This is a genomic window from Pontibacterium sp. (assembly GCF_964228735.1).
Taxonomy (GTDB): Bacteria; Pseudomonadota; Gammaproteobacteria; order Pseudomonadales; family Balneatricaceae; genus Pontibacterium.
The window spans coordinates 1-14,211 of sequence record NZ_CAXRBQ010000034.1; the positions used below are offsets into that span (position 1 = coordinate 1).

Consider the following 14,211-nt stretch of genomic DNA (forward strand, 5'->3'; position numbering starts at 1 on the left):
CGATCCAGAATCAGTTCGAAAAACGTATCCAGCCACTGCACATCCCCCAATACCGCCTTAAAGCCTACCGGTTTGCCGGTAACGTCACGGATACGGTTGATCATGTTTAAAAGGTCTTCTGGAGATCTAATATCCGGATGACCGTTTGGGCTGATCGATGCCTGGCCAGCGGGTATACCCCGTATCTCCGCGATCTCCTCAGTCACTTTGATCGCAGGCAGTATGCCGCCTTTACCGGGTTTCGCACCCTGGCTCATTTTGATCTCGAACATTTTCACCTGGGGATGTGCCGCTAGGGCTCGCAGGCGGTCATCGCTAAGCTTTCCGTGCTCATCACGTACACCGTACTTCGCTGTACCGATCTGAAAGACAATGTCGCAATTACCTTCGAGATGATAGGGGCTCAAACCGCCCTCGCCTGTGTTCAACCAACACCCGGCTTTTCGTGCGCCCATAGACAATGCACGAACGGCGGGTTTCGAGATTGCACCGTAGCTCATACCGGAAATATTGAACACGGAGTCTGTGGTATAGGGGTGTCGGCAATAGGGGCCTACTGTGACGTTACTGACGGGTACAGCGTCCTCGGCCAGGGTTGGAAAGGCACAGTTCATAAAAAGGATCGATCCCGGCGGTTCCAGATTACGGGTAGATCCAAACGCGAGCATGCGTTCCGTGTTTTTGGCTGCGCGATACACCCAGCTGCGTTCAGCACGGTTGAAGGGCATCTCCTCACGGTCCATCGCAAAGAAATACTGGCGGAAAAACTCACCTTGTTTCTCGAACAGGTATCGAAAACGGCCTATGACCGGGTAGTTGCGACGAATGGCCTGCTTGGACTGGGTCACATCGCGTATGTACATATACACGACAGCCAGAACAGCCATACCAATAATGAAGATGAAGAGGGCCGACATGATCTGCAGCCCCAGCATCAGCCATGTACCCATAGCTTTCACCTGCTCACTCCCATCGGGAGTTTCAAGACTGGAAAAGCATCCGAGTTGCGTCAGACTCACATAAGAAGCATAGCTTCAGAGCCAAAGAAAAACCGGGTTGAGCATATCGCAGCATCAACCCGGTTCTGAAGAGAGCGCTAATAAGGCGTGAGTTAGTGAAGCTTCATCTTCGGTTTAACCGCATTACTGATCTTTTGCGCCAGCATCACTGCCGATGCCCGCAACCAGCCATGAATCGCAACTTGGTGCATGCGATACAGGGAGATGTACACCATCCGTGCGATGCGCCCCTCGATAAACATCGAGCCTTTCGTCAGGTTGCCCATCAGGCTACCCACAGTGCTGTATTTACTCAGATTCACCAGTGAACCGTGATCCTTGTAGATATAGCTCTTCAGTGGCTTGCCCTGCTCTTTGAGCTGGATATTGCGATAAACCAGCGAGGCCATCTGGTGCGCTGATTGCGCCCGCGGTGGCACCCAGGTGCCATCCGGCTGTTCACACGCACAGCAGTCACCGATAACAAACACATCCTCATCGACAGTACTTTGCAGAGACGGCTTCACAATGATCTGGCCACCGCGTGCCGTTTCGAACGCATCCATCTGTTTTACAAAGTCCGGCGCTTTAACCCCTGCTGCCCACACCATCAGATCTGCATCGATACGCTGATCTTCGTTGGCAATAAAGCCAAGCTCGTCGGCTTTCACCACACGGGTGTCTTCCAGGATATTCACACCGAGTTTGCTAAGCTCCCGTTTGGCAGACAGCGCAATGCGCACCGGTAGTGCCGGTAGAATACGAGGGCCTGCTTCAATCAGTGTGATTTTCAGGCGCTTGGCAGACATCTCCGGCATGCCGTACATCTTAAGCAGATCCGCTACGTGATAAAGCTCCGCTGCCAGTTCTACACCGGTTGCACCACCACCCACAATCGCCAGCTTCAACACACCGTCATTGCCCTGCTGATTGAGGCGCAGGAACTGGTTGAGCAGTGCGCGATGAAAGCGTTCAGCCTGCTGGTGAGAGTCAAGGAAGAAACTGTGCTCCGCCACACCTGGCGTTCCGAAATCATTACTGACACTGCCGACAGCCATCACCAATTGGTCATAGTGTAGCTCACGCGCAGGCAGCACCTCCTTACCCACTTCATCGTTCAGGGGGGACAGGTAAACCACTTTACGCTCGCGATCCATCCCGGACATGGTGCCCAACTGAAACTGATAACCATGGATGCTGGAGTGCGCACGATACACCACACCGTCGGTGTTGATGTCGAGTGAACCTGTCGCCACTTCGTGCAGCAGCGGTTTCCAGATGTGATTTCGGTTGCGATCAACCAGGATAATGTTCGCTTTCTTCTTTTTACCGTACTTGTGGCCTAGCCTGGTCGCCAGTTCCAGCCCGCCGGCACCGCCTCCTACGATTACGATGGTTTTCATTGCGTTAATTCCTCAAAGAAGTTTCAGGCCAGCACATTGCCTAATAACGTACAAAATACGATACAAAGCGCTGGCCTGAAGCTACTCAAACAGAGGAAAAGTATGTTAGCTCACGCTAAACCGTTCTCCGGCTTCTGAGAATAGCCTAAGAGAACGGTAAGAACATAGACTTTAGACGTAACCTTTCGTTGCAAAAATGTAAACAATGCATGATTTGTTTGCACATCACGATACAAAAACGCATCACATTAGAAGCAACGCAGGCAGATAGAAATACCCCTGAAAGGTTAGAGGGGGAGGAATGCAGTTCGCTTACTTATGGGACGATTTGCTGGCCGTCCCACGCGAAGATATCACCGCTCTGCCCTACTGACAGGCCGTTAACCACATTCAGCAGGTACTCGGCTGATTGGTATGGGGTAAACAGCTTTTCCGGCTTTACGTTACGCTGGAAGGGTTTAGATAGGCCAGTATCTACCGTACCCGGATGCAGGCCAGCAATGATCAGATTGGGCATGGTGCGATTAGCCTCGATTGAGAGTGTCTTTAGCAACATATTCAGTGCTGCTTTGCTCGCACGGTAGCTGTACCAACCACCTAAGCGGTTATCAGAAATACTGCCTACACGTGCGGAGATCACGCTAAACACTGCTTTACGGAGACGGTTCATCCTGGGAATAAAGTGCTTGGCGACCAGCATCGGGGCCAGTGCGTTGATCTGCATGACGTCTATAAAACTCTCGCTTTGAAGCGCGCGCAGGCTTTTCTCTGGTTCAACGTCCTCACCATGCAACATGCCACTTCCGACAATTAGAAGATCGATCGGAGTGTCGGAAAAGCACTCTGCAGCGTCGATTAAGTTGCGTTCATCGAGAATATCCACACACAGGACATGCAACTTCTCATCCTGCTCGCTGATTATTGCGTCTGGATTGCGTGTTAAAGCGTGGACCCGGGCCACTGATGGATGGGATTTCAGCTGTCGTACCAGCGCATACCCGATGCCGCCTGATGCACCTACTACAACCGCATTGATCTGTTTGTTGAAGCTATCAAGGTTTACCACGCGAAGTTCCTCCATAATTACTAGAGATAGATACGCAGTAAACCTGTTGAACCGATCACATTCGATGCACGTAAACACAGGATTAACCGCTAATAAGACACTAACCATGATCAAACCTGATGTGTTCTATGACGGTCGCTGCCCGCTGTGCCGGAAAGAGATCGCCCACTACATACGCCTGGACCGGCAACACAAAATTAACTGGATTGATATCTGGACTGACCAGGAATTGTTATCGGAGAAAGGTATCCAGTTTGAAGATGCAATGAAACTGCTGCACACCATTGGCCGCGATGGCACTATCAGAACTGGCGCGTATTCGTTTGTTCTAATCTGGCGTGAACTGCCGTACTACCGACATGTGGCCCGAGTGGTCGAAATGTTTCACCTTACCAAAGTGTTGGATATAGCCTATCGACGCTTCGCACGCCGGCGATATCGCGCACGCTGCAAAGACGGGTGTGGGTTGCCCTGACGCCCCTCCCCTGTGATGAGGCTGATACTCCGAGGGCGAAATAATTATCACATAAACTTCGGACAATCTTAGGAGGAAAGCACGTTGCACTATACTTCTACCAGCGATAGCTAACGTACCGTAGCTTTAATCTTCCCTTTATCTACCTGTTAAACACAGGCTCAGGGGTATCTATGAATCGGCCTCACATATGCAGCATTGCGTTCCTGTTACTGCTGAGTGGTTGTTCAGCTAAAAAACCTTTTTCCTACGAAGTAATAGACTATAGCAATAACGAGGGGTGTAACCCTTTTAATATTGGTCACCGCCTGGGAGGCGACCTCCCAGGCAATACGGATAATACGCTACAGGCAATGGATTCTGTTGCCTCGATGCAGATAGATGGTTGCTTCAAGTATTCGGAATTTGACGTTGGACAGTCTGCGGATGGGCTGGTTGTCTGGCACGATATGCACGTAAATCAAAGCCCGTTGTTGTACAAAGCTTCCGCTGAACTGCCTGCCTATGTACCTAGCCTTGAGCAACTCTACCATGGCTTTAAGACCCATGATGTAATCAGGCCGATCGTCATCGATCTAAAATATATTCCAGATAAACGGTATTGGCCGGAGTTAAAAAGCTATGCTGAGCAGCTTCAGCTAGCTAATGACGTACCTGTTTGGTTTATCACCTCTGCCAGAATGGTGGAGGTGTATGCTGAAATCTGTGAATTGATCACTCCTGAATTTGATATCCGCCTTTATGCAGGTAAGGGCGATTTCTGCGAGGTTGTTAAGGCGTATTTTCAGCTTAAGTCTGAACAGACTGTAGCTGAACCTATGTAAACATGATGACGGCACTACGCTACATAGCGTTCAAATATTGGTTTTACGTTCACCTTCGCCCCCAGCCGCGCCGCCATGAGATACAATCCACCCATCTTTCTATGCAGGAATAAAACATCCGGTGGTGGCGTGTGCCAGGCGTCAGGATCGCTGCTGATCGTGCGCCCCATCGTCTGAATACGTTTGGCTAGCTCGGCCTTACCAAAATCGTACTCTCCTTCATGACGCAGCGGTTCAGTTGCCAGCATGAATATATCAACCACGATCTCAACATTCGCCGCTGCAATACCCGCCTGAAAGAATCCCAGTGCCTCCAGAGCAGCCCTTAATCCATCACGGTCTTCATTCGCCGCTGCACGCAATGCACAGAGGTATTTTCCAACAAACTCGTCGGCAAAGTGTCGTACAGCGCCAAAGTCCAAAAGCATTACACGGCCGGAGTCCGCATCGTACAGATAGTTGGCAAGGTTTGGATCGGTCTGGACGCAGCGGAACTGAGCCAGCTCCGCAAAAAACAGGTCCATCAACAGCGTTATGACCCGGTCAGCTTCTGATGGGTGACGGGTAATCCCCTTCTCCAGTGCGAATCCCGGAAGGTGGGACATACAAAGGATCTCCTGCGTTGACAGGTCCTGATGGAACTCGGGGAGATCCAGTTCTTCCTGACGATGAAAGTTGTCGACCAATGCGCGATACGCATCGATCTGTTCGCCCTCGCGCAGATAATCTGCTTCGTAGTGCAGTTGTTGCCGGGCCTCCTCCACCAGAGGCTCTATATCCAAGTCTTTTGGGAGTAAACCGCTTAAGCGCATCATCGATACGACGTTGTCGATATCGCTATCGATGCTCTGCCGGATGCCCGGGTACTGAATCTTTACTGCCATCTCGCGGCCGTCGGGTGTAGTTGCCTTGTGTACCTGACCAATAGATGCCGCTGCGATTGGCTCGAAGGAGAAACGGTGAAATTGGTCCTGCCAACCGTCACCCCAGTTGCGTTCAAGCACGTCGTAGAGCTGGCTGGCGGGCATGGTCATTGCCTCTGCTCGCAACCGTTCCAGTATTGCAGCCAATTCGTTTGGCAGCAGGTTGCCTGCATCCATCGACAGAAGCTGCCCGACTTTCATCGCTGCACCACGCATCTTTGCCAACTTGTCAGCCACTGAGCGTATATTCGCTTCGGTAAGAAGAATATCAGTGGCGCGTGGTTTTTGCCCTTTCGCCAGCTGCTTGCCACTTTCGAGCAGGGCATTGCCTGCGATACGGCCGGCCAGCGTCCCCATGCCGGTGAGGCGTGCTAGACGGCTCTGGGGAACGGCAGCTGCTTTTAGCTTTGAGTCAGACATGGTTAGCCGGTCACTTCGGTAGGTTGGCTTCGACGGCGGAGACCAACGTTGCGCTGTCCGGGCGTATGTGGCTCTTGAAGCTGGCAATCAGCTTACCGTTGGGAGCGATCAGGTATTTGTGGAAATTCCAGCCAGGGTACTCCCCAGCCTCTTTGGCCAGTGCGTGATAAAACGGTGACGCGTTGGCTTGAGCAGCATGAACCTTCTCGAACATTGGAAAGCGCACACCGTAGGTAAGCCGACAGAAGTTACTGATCTGTTTTTCGGTGCCGGGCTCCTGGCCAGCGAAGTCGTTGGAAGGGAAGCCAAGAATCACAAAGCCGCGATCTTTATACCGGTCGTACATCGCTTCCAGACCGTCGTACTGAGGCGTAAAAGCGCATTTGCTTGCAGTATTTACCACCAGGAGCAATTTACCCGCATACGCATCGCACAGGTTAACGCGCTCATCTTCACCAAGCTTCTTAAACTCGTGGTTTAGCAGTGCAGAGCATTCTGGAGAGTCGCCATCATCGGCGTACGCATGGACGGCTGTAAATGCGAGCAACACGACTGCTACTGCCTGGATGAATTTGAATTCTGATGGAGTTTTCATACCAGTCCTCACTTACGTTTGAGCCCCTGCAAGGTTGTAGTCACCGATGCTTTGCTCACGAGCGTGGGCATAGTCGATGATCGGCATTGGCCGCCCTACTTCCGCCCCAAACAGAGGATCAAAGCGTTGTACACCTTGTAGGGATGCTAACTCGGGAATCCAGCGGGCGATGTATTCACCTTCAGGATCAAAACGTTCGGCTTGGCGCATAGGATTAAAGATACGGAAATACGGCGCTGCATCAGCACCGACAGACGCGCTCCACTGCCACCCGCCCAGGTTGGATGCAAAGTCCCCATCAATCAAATTTTGCATAAAGAACTGTGCACCTCGTCGCCAATCGTGGCGCAGCAATTTGGCAACAAATGACGCAGTCACCATGCGCAGGCGGTTGTGCATCCAGCCGGTTGCTTGCAGCTGTTTCATACCCGCATCTACCATCGGAAAACCGGTTTCTCCCTGACACCAGGCTTCAAATAGTCCATTGTCCTGGGACCAAGTGAGTCGCTCTTCAACTTCCGGTTTAAACGGCAGCAGGCGATTCATTTCAGGAAAATCAAATAACAGGTGCCGGTAGAACTCGCGCCAAATCACCTCTGAAGTCCAATGGTTTGCGAGCCAGTCTGGATCGTTACTGTAGGTACGAAGCCCGGCTAAACACTGCCGTGCCGAGATCGCCCCCACGGTTAGATAGGGTGATAAAACAGAAGTGGAATCCAGTGCAGGATAGTCTCGCAACTGTTTGTATTCACGAGACTTTTCTGCTGCAAAATATTCAAGACGTTGGTGTGCCTCATCAGAGCCCGCCGGGAACATATTCCGTTGCCATACGCTTGTGACAGGAGCGTCGTAGACGATCCCTCCCGGTATCGGATCACCCTGAATCGCTGTAGGCCCTTGTTTGTCAGGCAGCGGCAACGGCTCTGGATTCTGCTGTAAAAAGCATGTTCGCCACGCTTTGCTAAACGGGGTATAGACCCGGAACGGAAGCTTTTGCTTGTTGCGTACCGTGCCGGGTTCGATGATCACGTCACTGTGGTAGCGCTCGACGTTCAAACCATGTGCAATGAACAGATCCGACACGCGTCCATCCCGCTTTTGTTCGTACTCCGGATACTCGTTGTTGAAGTAGATCGAATCTGCGTGGATCTGTGTAGCCAACGCCAACAACTGCTCTGGTACTTCTCGGTTCGTTGCAGCACGTAGGACTTTGAGCGGGATATTGAGTGCTGCCAGGTCTTTGCTGAGCGCGCGTAAGTTGGCAAGCCAAAACTGGACGCGGCTGTTCGCTTCATCCTGCAGTAACCATTGTTTCGGGGTGAGGACCGCAACGGCCACCACCCCTTGATTAGAGGAATCGCGGCAAGCATTAAACAGCGCGTGATTATCGCGCACGCGCAAATCGTTTCTGAACCAAACCAGTTTCATTGTTCTTTCCTGTAACGCTGAGAGACCAGTCCGACAGAGGGCAGATATCTCGTACTGCCGGACCGCAGAGCTATGTGGGTTAGATGTAGTTTCTCAGGCCCAGCTCATGGGGGTATGGATTGAGATACGCCTGGGACATGATGTAGTCGTTACCGTGGCGTTTTAAGTAGTGTTTGAGCAGCGTAAGCGGCACTACAAGATGTACCTTGTTTGTACGGTACTCTTCGATTGCCGTCAGCAGATCCTGCTTGGTGTCGGAATCGAGCTCTTTTTTCATGTAGCCCATAATGTGCAGCAGTACATTGGTGTGGCTCTTACGGTTCGCTTTTTTCTGCAGGACATTCATCAACGTCAGGATGTAGTGATCCATCGCCTCTTGCAGAGACACAGACGGAGCCTCCTGCGCCAGGTAACGCCCCAGCTCGCGGTAGCCCTCGTAGCTATGTGCCATTACCTGGTACTTGTGACGGCTATGGAACTGGATCAGGCCATGCATGGATGGCTCGTTGGCTACTTGCTGCTTCCAGGCGTGGTAAACGAACACACGGGTAATGAAGTTTTCGCGGAGCACCGCGTCGTTCAAACGTCCCTCTTCCTCGACCGGGAGCGCTGGGTTATTTGCCATCAGACGCGCTGCAAAGATGCCACTGCCCGCTTCATTGGGCATACCGTTTGGATGGTACACCTTTACACGCTCCATACCGCAGCTTGGTGAGCCCTTCATCAGGATGTAACCACACAGCTCAGGATGGTGTTCAGACACGAAGTCTGCGTGCTCAGCCAATCCGTCTGTTGCATCCAGCTCTGGGTCACGGGTACCCAGAGCCCGAGGACTGGATGCGTCACCCACAAGGCGGATCGGCTGACGTGGCGTACCGAGACCGGCCGCCACTTCGGGGCAAAACGGCTTGAAATCGAAGCATTCACTTAAGATGTTGAGACAGTAGTTAGATCGTTTATGACCGCCGTCAAAACGCACTTTTTGTCCCAAGAGACAAGCACTGATACCTACTGGGATATAAGGGGTCTTGTTGTCACTCATCGTTATGCTCTTTACAGGTGCTCATTCCTTTGTCTTTACGATACTAGGTACGATTTGGATCAGAAGCCAGTCATTGGCTGCATCAAACGTCCCAGAATGGTCGTAAATTTAAGCGGTGCATCGGTAGCCACCAGGCAGATGCAGTCTTCATTACTGTCCACCAGCGGCTGGTGTTCGATCTGATCGTCCAGATCGGCAATATCACCCGCGGCAAAGCGACCAATCTCGTCAGTAAATGACCCTTTCAGAACCAGTGTCAGCTCATTGCCTTCGTGGGTGTGTGGCAGCATCGCCTTACCCGGTGCGATGCGCAGCAGGCGGGATACACCACCACTCTGACATGGCAGGTCGAAATAATACACGCCTGGTACGATGCGCTTCCATTCAATATCGTCGAAGGATTCGCCGATGTAGTCAGCCAGCGGTGCAGGCACATCGGAGTCCGCGGGACGTTCCGGCTTGCTACGAACAGTTTCAATCGCAATCGGTTCATCCTGGGCTTCAATCGCAGCTAATACCGCATCAAGAGCATCGTCGCTGATTGGCGAAGGTGTCAGGGTGTCCATCAGCACACCGCCAATCGCTTCCGAGCTTTGAGCACGTTTGCGACAATCCGGGCACATCGCCAGATGACATGCAGTGACCAGCGCCATACCCTGTGACATAGAGCCAGCGGCGTAACTTAGAAGCGTTGCTTCATCCAGATGGTGTCGAATACTCATACGTCTACCCTCCAGACTGATTTCAGCTTATCCGCAGCCAACCGGATGCGGGACTTCACACTCCCTAACGGGATACCGATGCGATCGGCGATCTCCTGATGGGAGCGCCCCTCAAAAAATGACATGTAGATCACTTGAGCCTGGTTCTCGGGAAGCGTTTTTATCGCTTCCGCCATTCTGTCAGAAAGGACGCTTTGTTCCCCCGCGTCACCTTCATCTTCACCAACGTGCCAGTCTTCCAGTTCGTACTCCGGGTACTTCTGACGGCGCATCCAATCTATGCTCTGGTTTCGGGCCAGAGTAAAAATCCAGGTGCTCGCAGCAGCTTTGCTTGAGTTGTACAGATGGGCTTTGTTCCACACCGCCAGCATGGTTTCCTGCATCAGCTCTTCCGCTGTCGCTTCTGTAAGGCCCAATCGAATGATGTAGGCCTTAACTTTGGGCGCGAAATGGCGGAACAGCTGGATATACGAGGCTTTTTCACGCGTTTCGGCAAAATGAGCCAGGAGTGCTGTCCACTCCCGACTTGCCGACGGGTCTCTATTTATTGCCACAACTTTTTCCACGTCGTCACCTGGTGTTCTGTTTTCCTTGTCTGTCATTACGAACATATTCCTCAGGTGGATCATAAAAATTACAGCTATAAAGTCTTAAGGCCTGCTACACCCTTAAATTTTGTGTGATCCTTTCTTAAATCAGCTGCGTAACAGGAAACAACTTCAATATTATGGACGATCAGATGAATATCGCTGCTATACGCCCCAGAAAAATCGCTGTCGTCGGATCAGGTGTGTCAGGCCTTGGCTGTGCCTGGTTACTGAACAAAGCCCATGACGTAACCCTATATGAGAAAGACGACCGTCTGGGCGGCCATGCCAACACCGTGTCGGTCGATCTTCCGGATAACACCATCGACGTGGACACCGGCTTTATTGTCTTCAACCCGGTGAACTACCCAAATCTGGTAAACCTGTTCGAGGCGCTAGGCGTTGATACCTGCGATACGGACATGTCGTTTGCCGTATCGATGAACAGCGGCGCACTGGAATATGCCGGCAGCGGCCTGTCCGGTATCTTCGCTCAAAAGCGAAACCTGTTTAAGCCAGGCTTCTGGTTGATGATCAGCGACCTCCTACGCTTTTATCGTGAGTCATCCAATATGGCAGCGCAAGCTGACATCGACAGCCTGTCACTCGGTGACCTGCTTAAACAACATGGGTATGGAGAACGCTTTATCTACGATCACCTGCTTCCGATGGGGTCAGCGATCTGGTCTACACCCGTGGATGAGATGCTCAACTACCCGGCCAGCAGCTTCCTGCGTTTCTGTCAGAACCACGGCTTGGTACAGCTGAAAGACCGCCCTCAGTGGCGTACGGTGATTGGAGGCAGCCATCGTTACGTCGAGAAGATCGGAGCAGAGCTCGAAGGCAAGATCCGCCTGAACAGCCGCATCCACCGCATTATCCGTCGAGAAAACGAAGTGATCATCGAAGACATGCACGGTCGCCGTGACTACTTCGACGACGTTGTACTGGCGTGCCATTCAAATCAGGCATTGAGTTTGTTGGCAGAACTGACAACTGAAGAGCGTAACTTGCTGGGCCAGTTTCCCTACCTGCGTAACCAGGCATTCCTGCATACCGACAGAACCTTAATGCCGGAGCGTGAAGCGGTGTGGTCCAGTTGGAATTACATGGCGGAGCGCGGTGAAGGTCGTGAAAGCCAGGTATCAGTCAGCTACTGGATGAATCGCCTGCAGCCGCTGGCCACAGACACGCAGTTGTTTGTTTCGCTGAATCCACTGCGCGAACCCGTGGAGGGCACTATATTACGCAGCTTCTTCTACGATCACCCGCAGTTCGGCAAGAATGCGTTGGCCAACCAGAAACTGCTTTGGTCCCTGCAGGGTAAACAGAACACCTGGTTCTGTGGTGCCTATTTTGGATACGGATTCCACGAGGATGGTCTGCAAGCCGGCCTTGCTGTGGCAGAACAGCTTGGTGGCATCCCTCGCCCATGGACACTTGAGGAGCCAAATACCCGCATTCATGTGCGGCCCGCGTCTCCCAGCCATGAGCCAAACCAGACCGTAGAGAAGGAAGAAGCACATGGGTGAGTTGACTTCGTCGCTGTACAAAGGCGTCGTGATGCACCATCGCTTCACGCCTAAGCGGCACAGGTTTGTCTATCGGGTGTTTTCCATCTGCCTGAACCTGGACGAGCTTGAAACCATACAGCAAAGCAGCCGACTGTTTTCGGTAAACCGGTTTAACCTCTTCTCTTTTCATGAAAAGGATCACGGTACCGGCAGTGGCGCGTTGCGGGATCAGATCACGAAGCTGCTTAATGAGCGTGGCTGCCAGTCGGCTACCGCCCATATCAAGCTGCTTTGTTACCCACGTATTCTCGGGTACACCTTTAATCCGCTCAGTGTTTACTTCTGTTATAACGCAGACGGATTGTTAGAGGTAATCCTCTACGAAGTCAGCAACACCTTCGGTCAACGTCACACTTACCTTCTTCCGGCAAACCTGGATGAAACTGGGCACGTGCGCCACAAGTGCGACAAACAGATGTACGTCAGCCCCTTTATGCCAATGGATACCGGCTACAGCTTTCGCATCCAACCGCCGGGTGATCGAGTTGCAGTAAATATTCGGCAGACCGAACGGATCGGCGGGAACGCGATTTTACACGCTACATTCGGTGGCACACGCAGCGAACTGAGTGATAAGGGGCTGCTCAAAGCCTTCCTCACCTACCCTCTGATGACGCTTAAGGTGATTACTGCCATTCACTGGGAAGCACTGCGCCTTTGGCGTAAGAAAGTAAAAATTCAGCCCCGCGCCGAGGGCAATAAATACAGCATTAGCTGGCAGGATGAAAACGGAGAGTTCCACCATGAAAGCCATTAACTGCCCACGTGATACCAACCCGGTTCAACCACCGTCCTTTCTGGAAGAGCAGCTAATCAGCTTTATCCGGAAACGTCTTGATGGCAACACCGGCAGGCTCCAGCTTCAACTGCCAAGCGGTGTACAGTGCGCGTTCGGCCAAGGAAAACCAAACGCGTCAGTAACGCTCCACAATTATCGCCCGCTGGTGCGCCTGCTGTTTGGAGGTATCAACGGCTGGTCAGAGAGTTACCTGGCAGGTGAATGGGACAGCCCCGATCTTACCGCTCTCGTAAACTGGGCACTGGGATATGAAGCCTCCCTCTCTTCTATCGCTAAGGCGAGCTTCTTTACCCAAATCCTGCACAACCTGTATCACTGGCGCCGTGATAACAGCAAAAGAGGCAGTCGGAGAAACATCGCTGCCCACTACGATCTGGGTAATGACTTTTACAAAGAGTGGCTCGATCCGAGTATGACCTATTCTGCTGCACTGTTTGAGTCGCCTCATCAACCCCTGCAGGAAGCGCAGCGAAACAAGAATGCGCGAATTCTGCAGATGTTGGGTGCAGCGCCCGATGCGCATATTGCAGAGATCGGCTGTGGCTGGGGTGGTTTTGCTGAACAGGCCGCCCACGAAAACGCGCTGCGCGTGCACGGTGTAACCCTGTCTCAAGAGCAGCTGAGCTGGGCGAAAAACCGTATAACAGCAGCCGGGCTGGATGACCAGGTGAACTTAAGCCTGACCGACTATCGGGATCTCGTACATCGCTACGACGGTATCGTATCCATCGAGATGTTTGAGGCCGTGGGTGAAGCCCACTGGGACACCTACTTCCAGACCCTGCAGCGTATTCTAAAACCAGGCGGAAATGTGGTGTTGCAGGTCATCACAATCGACGATGATCGCTTCCATAGTTACCGCAAGAATGCCGACTTTATTCAGCGGTACGTATTCCCGGGTGGCATGCTGCCGAGCATCGAAGCGCTACAGGAAAAGTTTGATCAGCACGGATTTGAGCTGCAGGAAAAACTGCTGTTTGGCCCGGACTACGCCGAGACGCTGCGTCAATGGCGTGATGCGTTTGAAGCACGTTGGGAAACAATCAAACCTCTGGGATTTGACGACCGCTTCTACCGCTTGTGGCGTTATTACCTGGCGTACTGCGAAGGCGGATTTGATAGCGGCTCGATCAATGTTGGGTTGTATAAGTTGAGGTTAGCTGAGGCTTGAACCTCGTAAGGGTCGCCCTCGGAGCGGGCTGCTACAGGATCGTGCCTGTAGATACCATCTCTCGATTCTGGCTACAAACGCTTTTAGAGCGGGTGTAGCTGGAACTTTTCCTGGCTTTTCACCACGCCAAAGCACAGGTGGACCAGCTTTCTCATCGCTGCGCCCAGTGCCTGCATTTTGTTCT

At 52.3% G+C, this 14,211-nt stretch carries 14 protein-coding genes; 5 read left to right on the top strand and 9 right to left on the bottom strand.

Annotated elements, in window-relative coordinates; all coding sequences use genetic code 11:
• The 3 genes from ACEQ15_RS03490 to ACEQ15_RS03500 form a co-directional block, all read right to left on the bottom strand.
• A partial coding sequence (locus ACEQ15_RS03490; protein WP_370277650.1) for a glutamate synthase-related protein occupies positions 1-950 on the bottom strand: 950 nt, incomplete at its 3' end.
• Positions 951-1,111: 161 nt separating this feature from the next.
• A complete protein-coding gene (locus ACEQ15_RS03495) occupies positions 1,112-2,401 on the bottom strand; it encodes an NAD(P)/FAD-dependent oxidoreductase (RefSeq protein ID WP_370277651.1) in 1,290 nt (429 codons plus the stop codon).
• Between the two features lie 316 nt (positions 2,402-2,717).
• A complete protein-coding gene (locus tag ACEQ15_RS03500; protein ID WP_370277653.1) occupies positions 2,718-3,467 on the bottom strand; it encodes an SDR family NAD(P)-dependent oxidoreductase in 750 nt (249 codons plus the stop codon).
• A gap of 106 nt (positions 3,468-3,573) precedes the next feature.
• Between ACEQ15_RS03500 and ACEQ15_RS03505 the strand changes: the two genes are divergently transcribed.
• On the top strand, positions 3,574-3,942 hold the full coding sequence (locus ACEQ15_RS03505) for a thiol-disulfide oxidoreductase DCC family protein (RefSeq protein WP_370277654.1): 369 nt from the start codon (positions 3,574-3,576) through the stop codon (positions 3,940-3,942).
• A gap of 173 nt (positions 3,943-4,115) precedes the next feature.
• Positions 4,116-4,766 (top strand): hypothetical protein, encoded by a 651-nt coding sequence (locus tag ACEQ15_RS03510; RefSeq protein WP_370277655.1) that lies wholly within the window; start codon positions 4,116-4,118, stop codon positions 4,764-4,766.
• A 14-nt stretch (positions 4,767-4,780) separates the two neighbouring features.
• Here the strand turns inward: ACEQ15_RS03510 and ACEQ15_RS03515 are convergent, their stop codons facing one another.
• The 6 genes from ACEQ15_RS03515 to ACEQ15_RS03540 form a co-directional block, all read right to left on the bottom strand.
• Positions 4,781-6,109 carry an ABC1 kinase family protein gene (locus tag ACEQ15_RS03515; protein WP_370277656.1) on the bottom strand — a complete coding sequence of 443 codons (1,329 nt, stop codon included), beginning with the start codon at positions 6,107-6,109 and terminating at the stop codon, positions 4,781-4,783.
• Positions 6,110-6,119: 10 nt separating this feature from the next.
• Positions 6,120-6,704 (bottom strand): glutathione peroxidase, encoded by a 585-nt coding sequence (locus tag ACEQ15_RS03520; protein WP_370277657.1) that lies wholly within the window; start codon positions 6,702-6,704, stop codon positions 6,120-6,122.
• Between the two features lie 12 nt (positions 6,705-6,716).
• The gene (locus ACEQ15_RS03525) at positions 6,717-8,132 is read right to left on the bottom strand and encodes a deoxyribodipyrimidine photo-lyase (RefSeq protein WP_370277658.1); all 1,416 of its coding nucleotides are present in this window, start codon (positions 8,130-8,132) and stop codon (positions 6,717-6,719) included.
• A gap of 79 nt (positions 8,133-8,211) precedes the next feature.
• Positions 8,212-9,174 (bottom strand): YbgA family protein, encoded by a 963-nt coding sequence (locus ACEQ15_RS03530; protein ID WP_370277659.1) that lies wholly within the window; start codon positions 9,172-9,174, stop codon positions 8,212-8,214.
• 59 nt (positions 9,175-9,233) lie between these two features.
• Positions 9,234-9,896 (bottom strand): ChrR family anti-sigma-E factor, encoded by a 663-nt coding sequence (locus ACEQ15_RS03535; RefSeq protein ID WP_370277660.1) that lies wholly within the window; start codon positions 9,894-9,896, stop codon positions 9,234-9,236.
• Positions 9,893-10,498, bottom strand: coding sequence for a sigma-70 family RNA polymerase sigma factor (locus ACEQ15_RS03540; RefSeq protein WP_370277661.1), 606 nt, complete (start codon positions 10,496-10,498; stop codon positions 9,893-9,895). Before ACEQ15_RS03540 ends, ACEQ15_RS03535 begins: the two co-directional genes overlap by 4 nt.
• A gap of 137 nt (positions 10,499-10,635) precedes the next feature.
• Here ACEQ15_RS03540 and ACEQ15_RS03545 point away from each other — a divergent pair, with 137 nt between their 5' ends.
• The 3 genes from ACEQ15_RS03545 to ACEQ15_RS03555 are packed head-to-tail and all read left to right on the top strand — an operon-like array spanning position 10,636 to position 14,027.
• On the top strand, positions 10,636-12,015 hold the full coding sequence (locus ACEQ15_RS03545; RefSeq protein ID WP_370277662.1) for an NAD(P)/FAD-dependent oxidoreductase: 1,380 nt from the start codon (positions 10,636-10,638) through the stop codon (positions 12,013-12,015).
• Complete coding sequence (locus tag ACEQ15_RS03550) at positions 12,008-12,814, top strand: DUF1365 domain-containing protein (RefSeq protein ID WP_370277664.1); 807 nt, start codon at positions 12,008-12,010, stop codon at positions 12,812-12,814. The genes ACEQ15_RS03545 and ACEQ15_RS03550 overlap by 8 nt, the downstream gene beginning before the upstream one ends.
• Positions 12,801-14,027, top strand: a complete 1,227-nt coding sequence (locus ACEQ15_RS03555; RefSeq protein WP_370277666.1) for a class I SAM-dependent methyltransferase — start codon at positions 12,801-12,803, stop codon at positions 14,025-14,027. The genes ACEQ15_RS03550 and ACEQ15_RS03555 overlap by 14 nt, the downstream gene beginning before the upstream one ends.
• The last annotated feature ends 184 nt before the right edge of the window (positions 14,028-14,211 follow it).

Bases quoted from the DNA above. Each gene is read 5' to 3' on its own strand.
- ACEQ15_RS03495 (WP_370277651.1), bottom strand. From the start codon at position 2,401: ATGAAAACCATCGTAATCGTAGGAGGCGGTGCCGGCGGGCTGGAACTG.
- ACEQ15_RS03505 (WP_370277654.1), top strand. From the start codon at position 3,574: ATGATCAAACCTGATGTGTTCTATGACGGTCGCTGCCCGCTGTGCCGG.
- ACEQ15_RS03510 (WP_370277655.1), top strand. From the start codon at position 4,116: ATGAATCGGCCTCACATATGCAGCATTGCGTTCCTGTTACTGCTGAGT.
- ACEQ15_RS03515 (WP_370277656.1), bottom strand. From the start codon at position 6,109: ATGTCTGACTCAAAGCTAAAAGCAGCTGCCGTTCCCCAGAGCCGTCTA.
- ACEQ15_RS03520 (WP_370277657.1), bottom strand. From the start codon at position 6,704: ATGAAAACTCCATCAGAATTCAAATTCATCCAGGCAGTAGCAGTCGTG.
- ACEQ15_RS03525 (WP_370277658.1), bottom strand. From the start codon at position 8,132: ATGAAACTGGTTTGGTTCAGAAACGATTTGCGCGTGCGCGATAATCAC.
- ACEQ15_RS03530 (WP_370277659.1), bottom strand. From the start codon at position 9,174: ATGAGTGACAACAAGACCCCTTATATCCCAGTAGGTATCAGTGCTTGT.
- ACEQ15_RS03535 (WP_370277660.1), bottom strand. From the start codon at position 9,896: ATGAGTATTCGACACCATCTGGATGAAGCAACGCTTCTAAGTTACGCC.
- ACEQ15_RS03540 (WP_370277661.1), bottom strand. From the start codon at position 10,498: ATGACAGACAAGGAAAACAGAACACCAGGTGACGACGTGGAAAAAGTT.
- ACEQ15_RS03545 (WP_370277662.1), top strand. From the start codon at position 10,636: ATGAATATCGCTGCTATACGCCCCAGAAAAATCGCTGTCGTCGGATCA.
- ACEQ15_RS03550 (WP_370277664.1), top strand. From the start codon at position 12,008: ATGGGTGAGTTGACTTCGTCGCTGTACAAAGGCGTCGTGATGCACCAT.
- ACEQ15_RS03555 (WP_370277666.1), top strand. From the start codon at position 12,801: ATGAAAGCCATTAACTGCCCACGTGATACCAACCCGGTTCAACCACCG.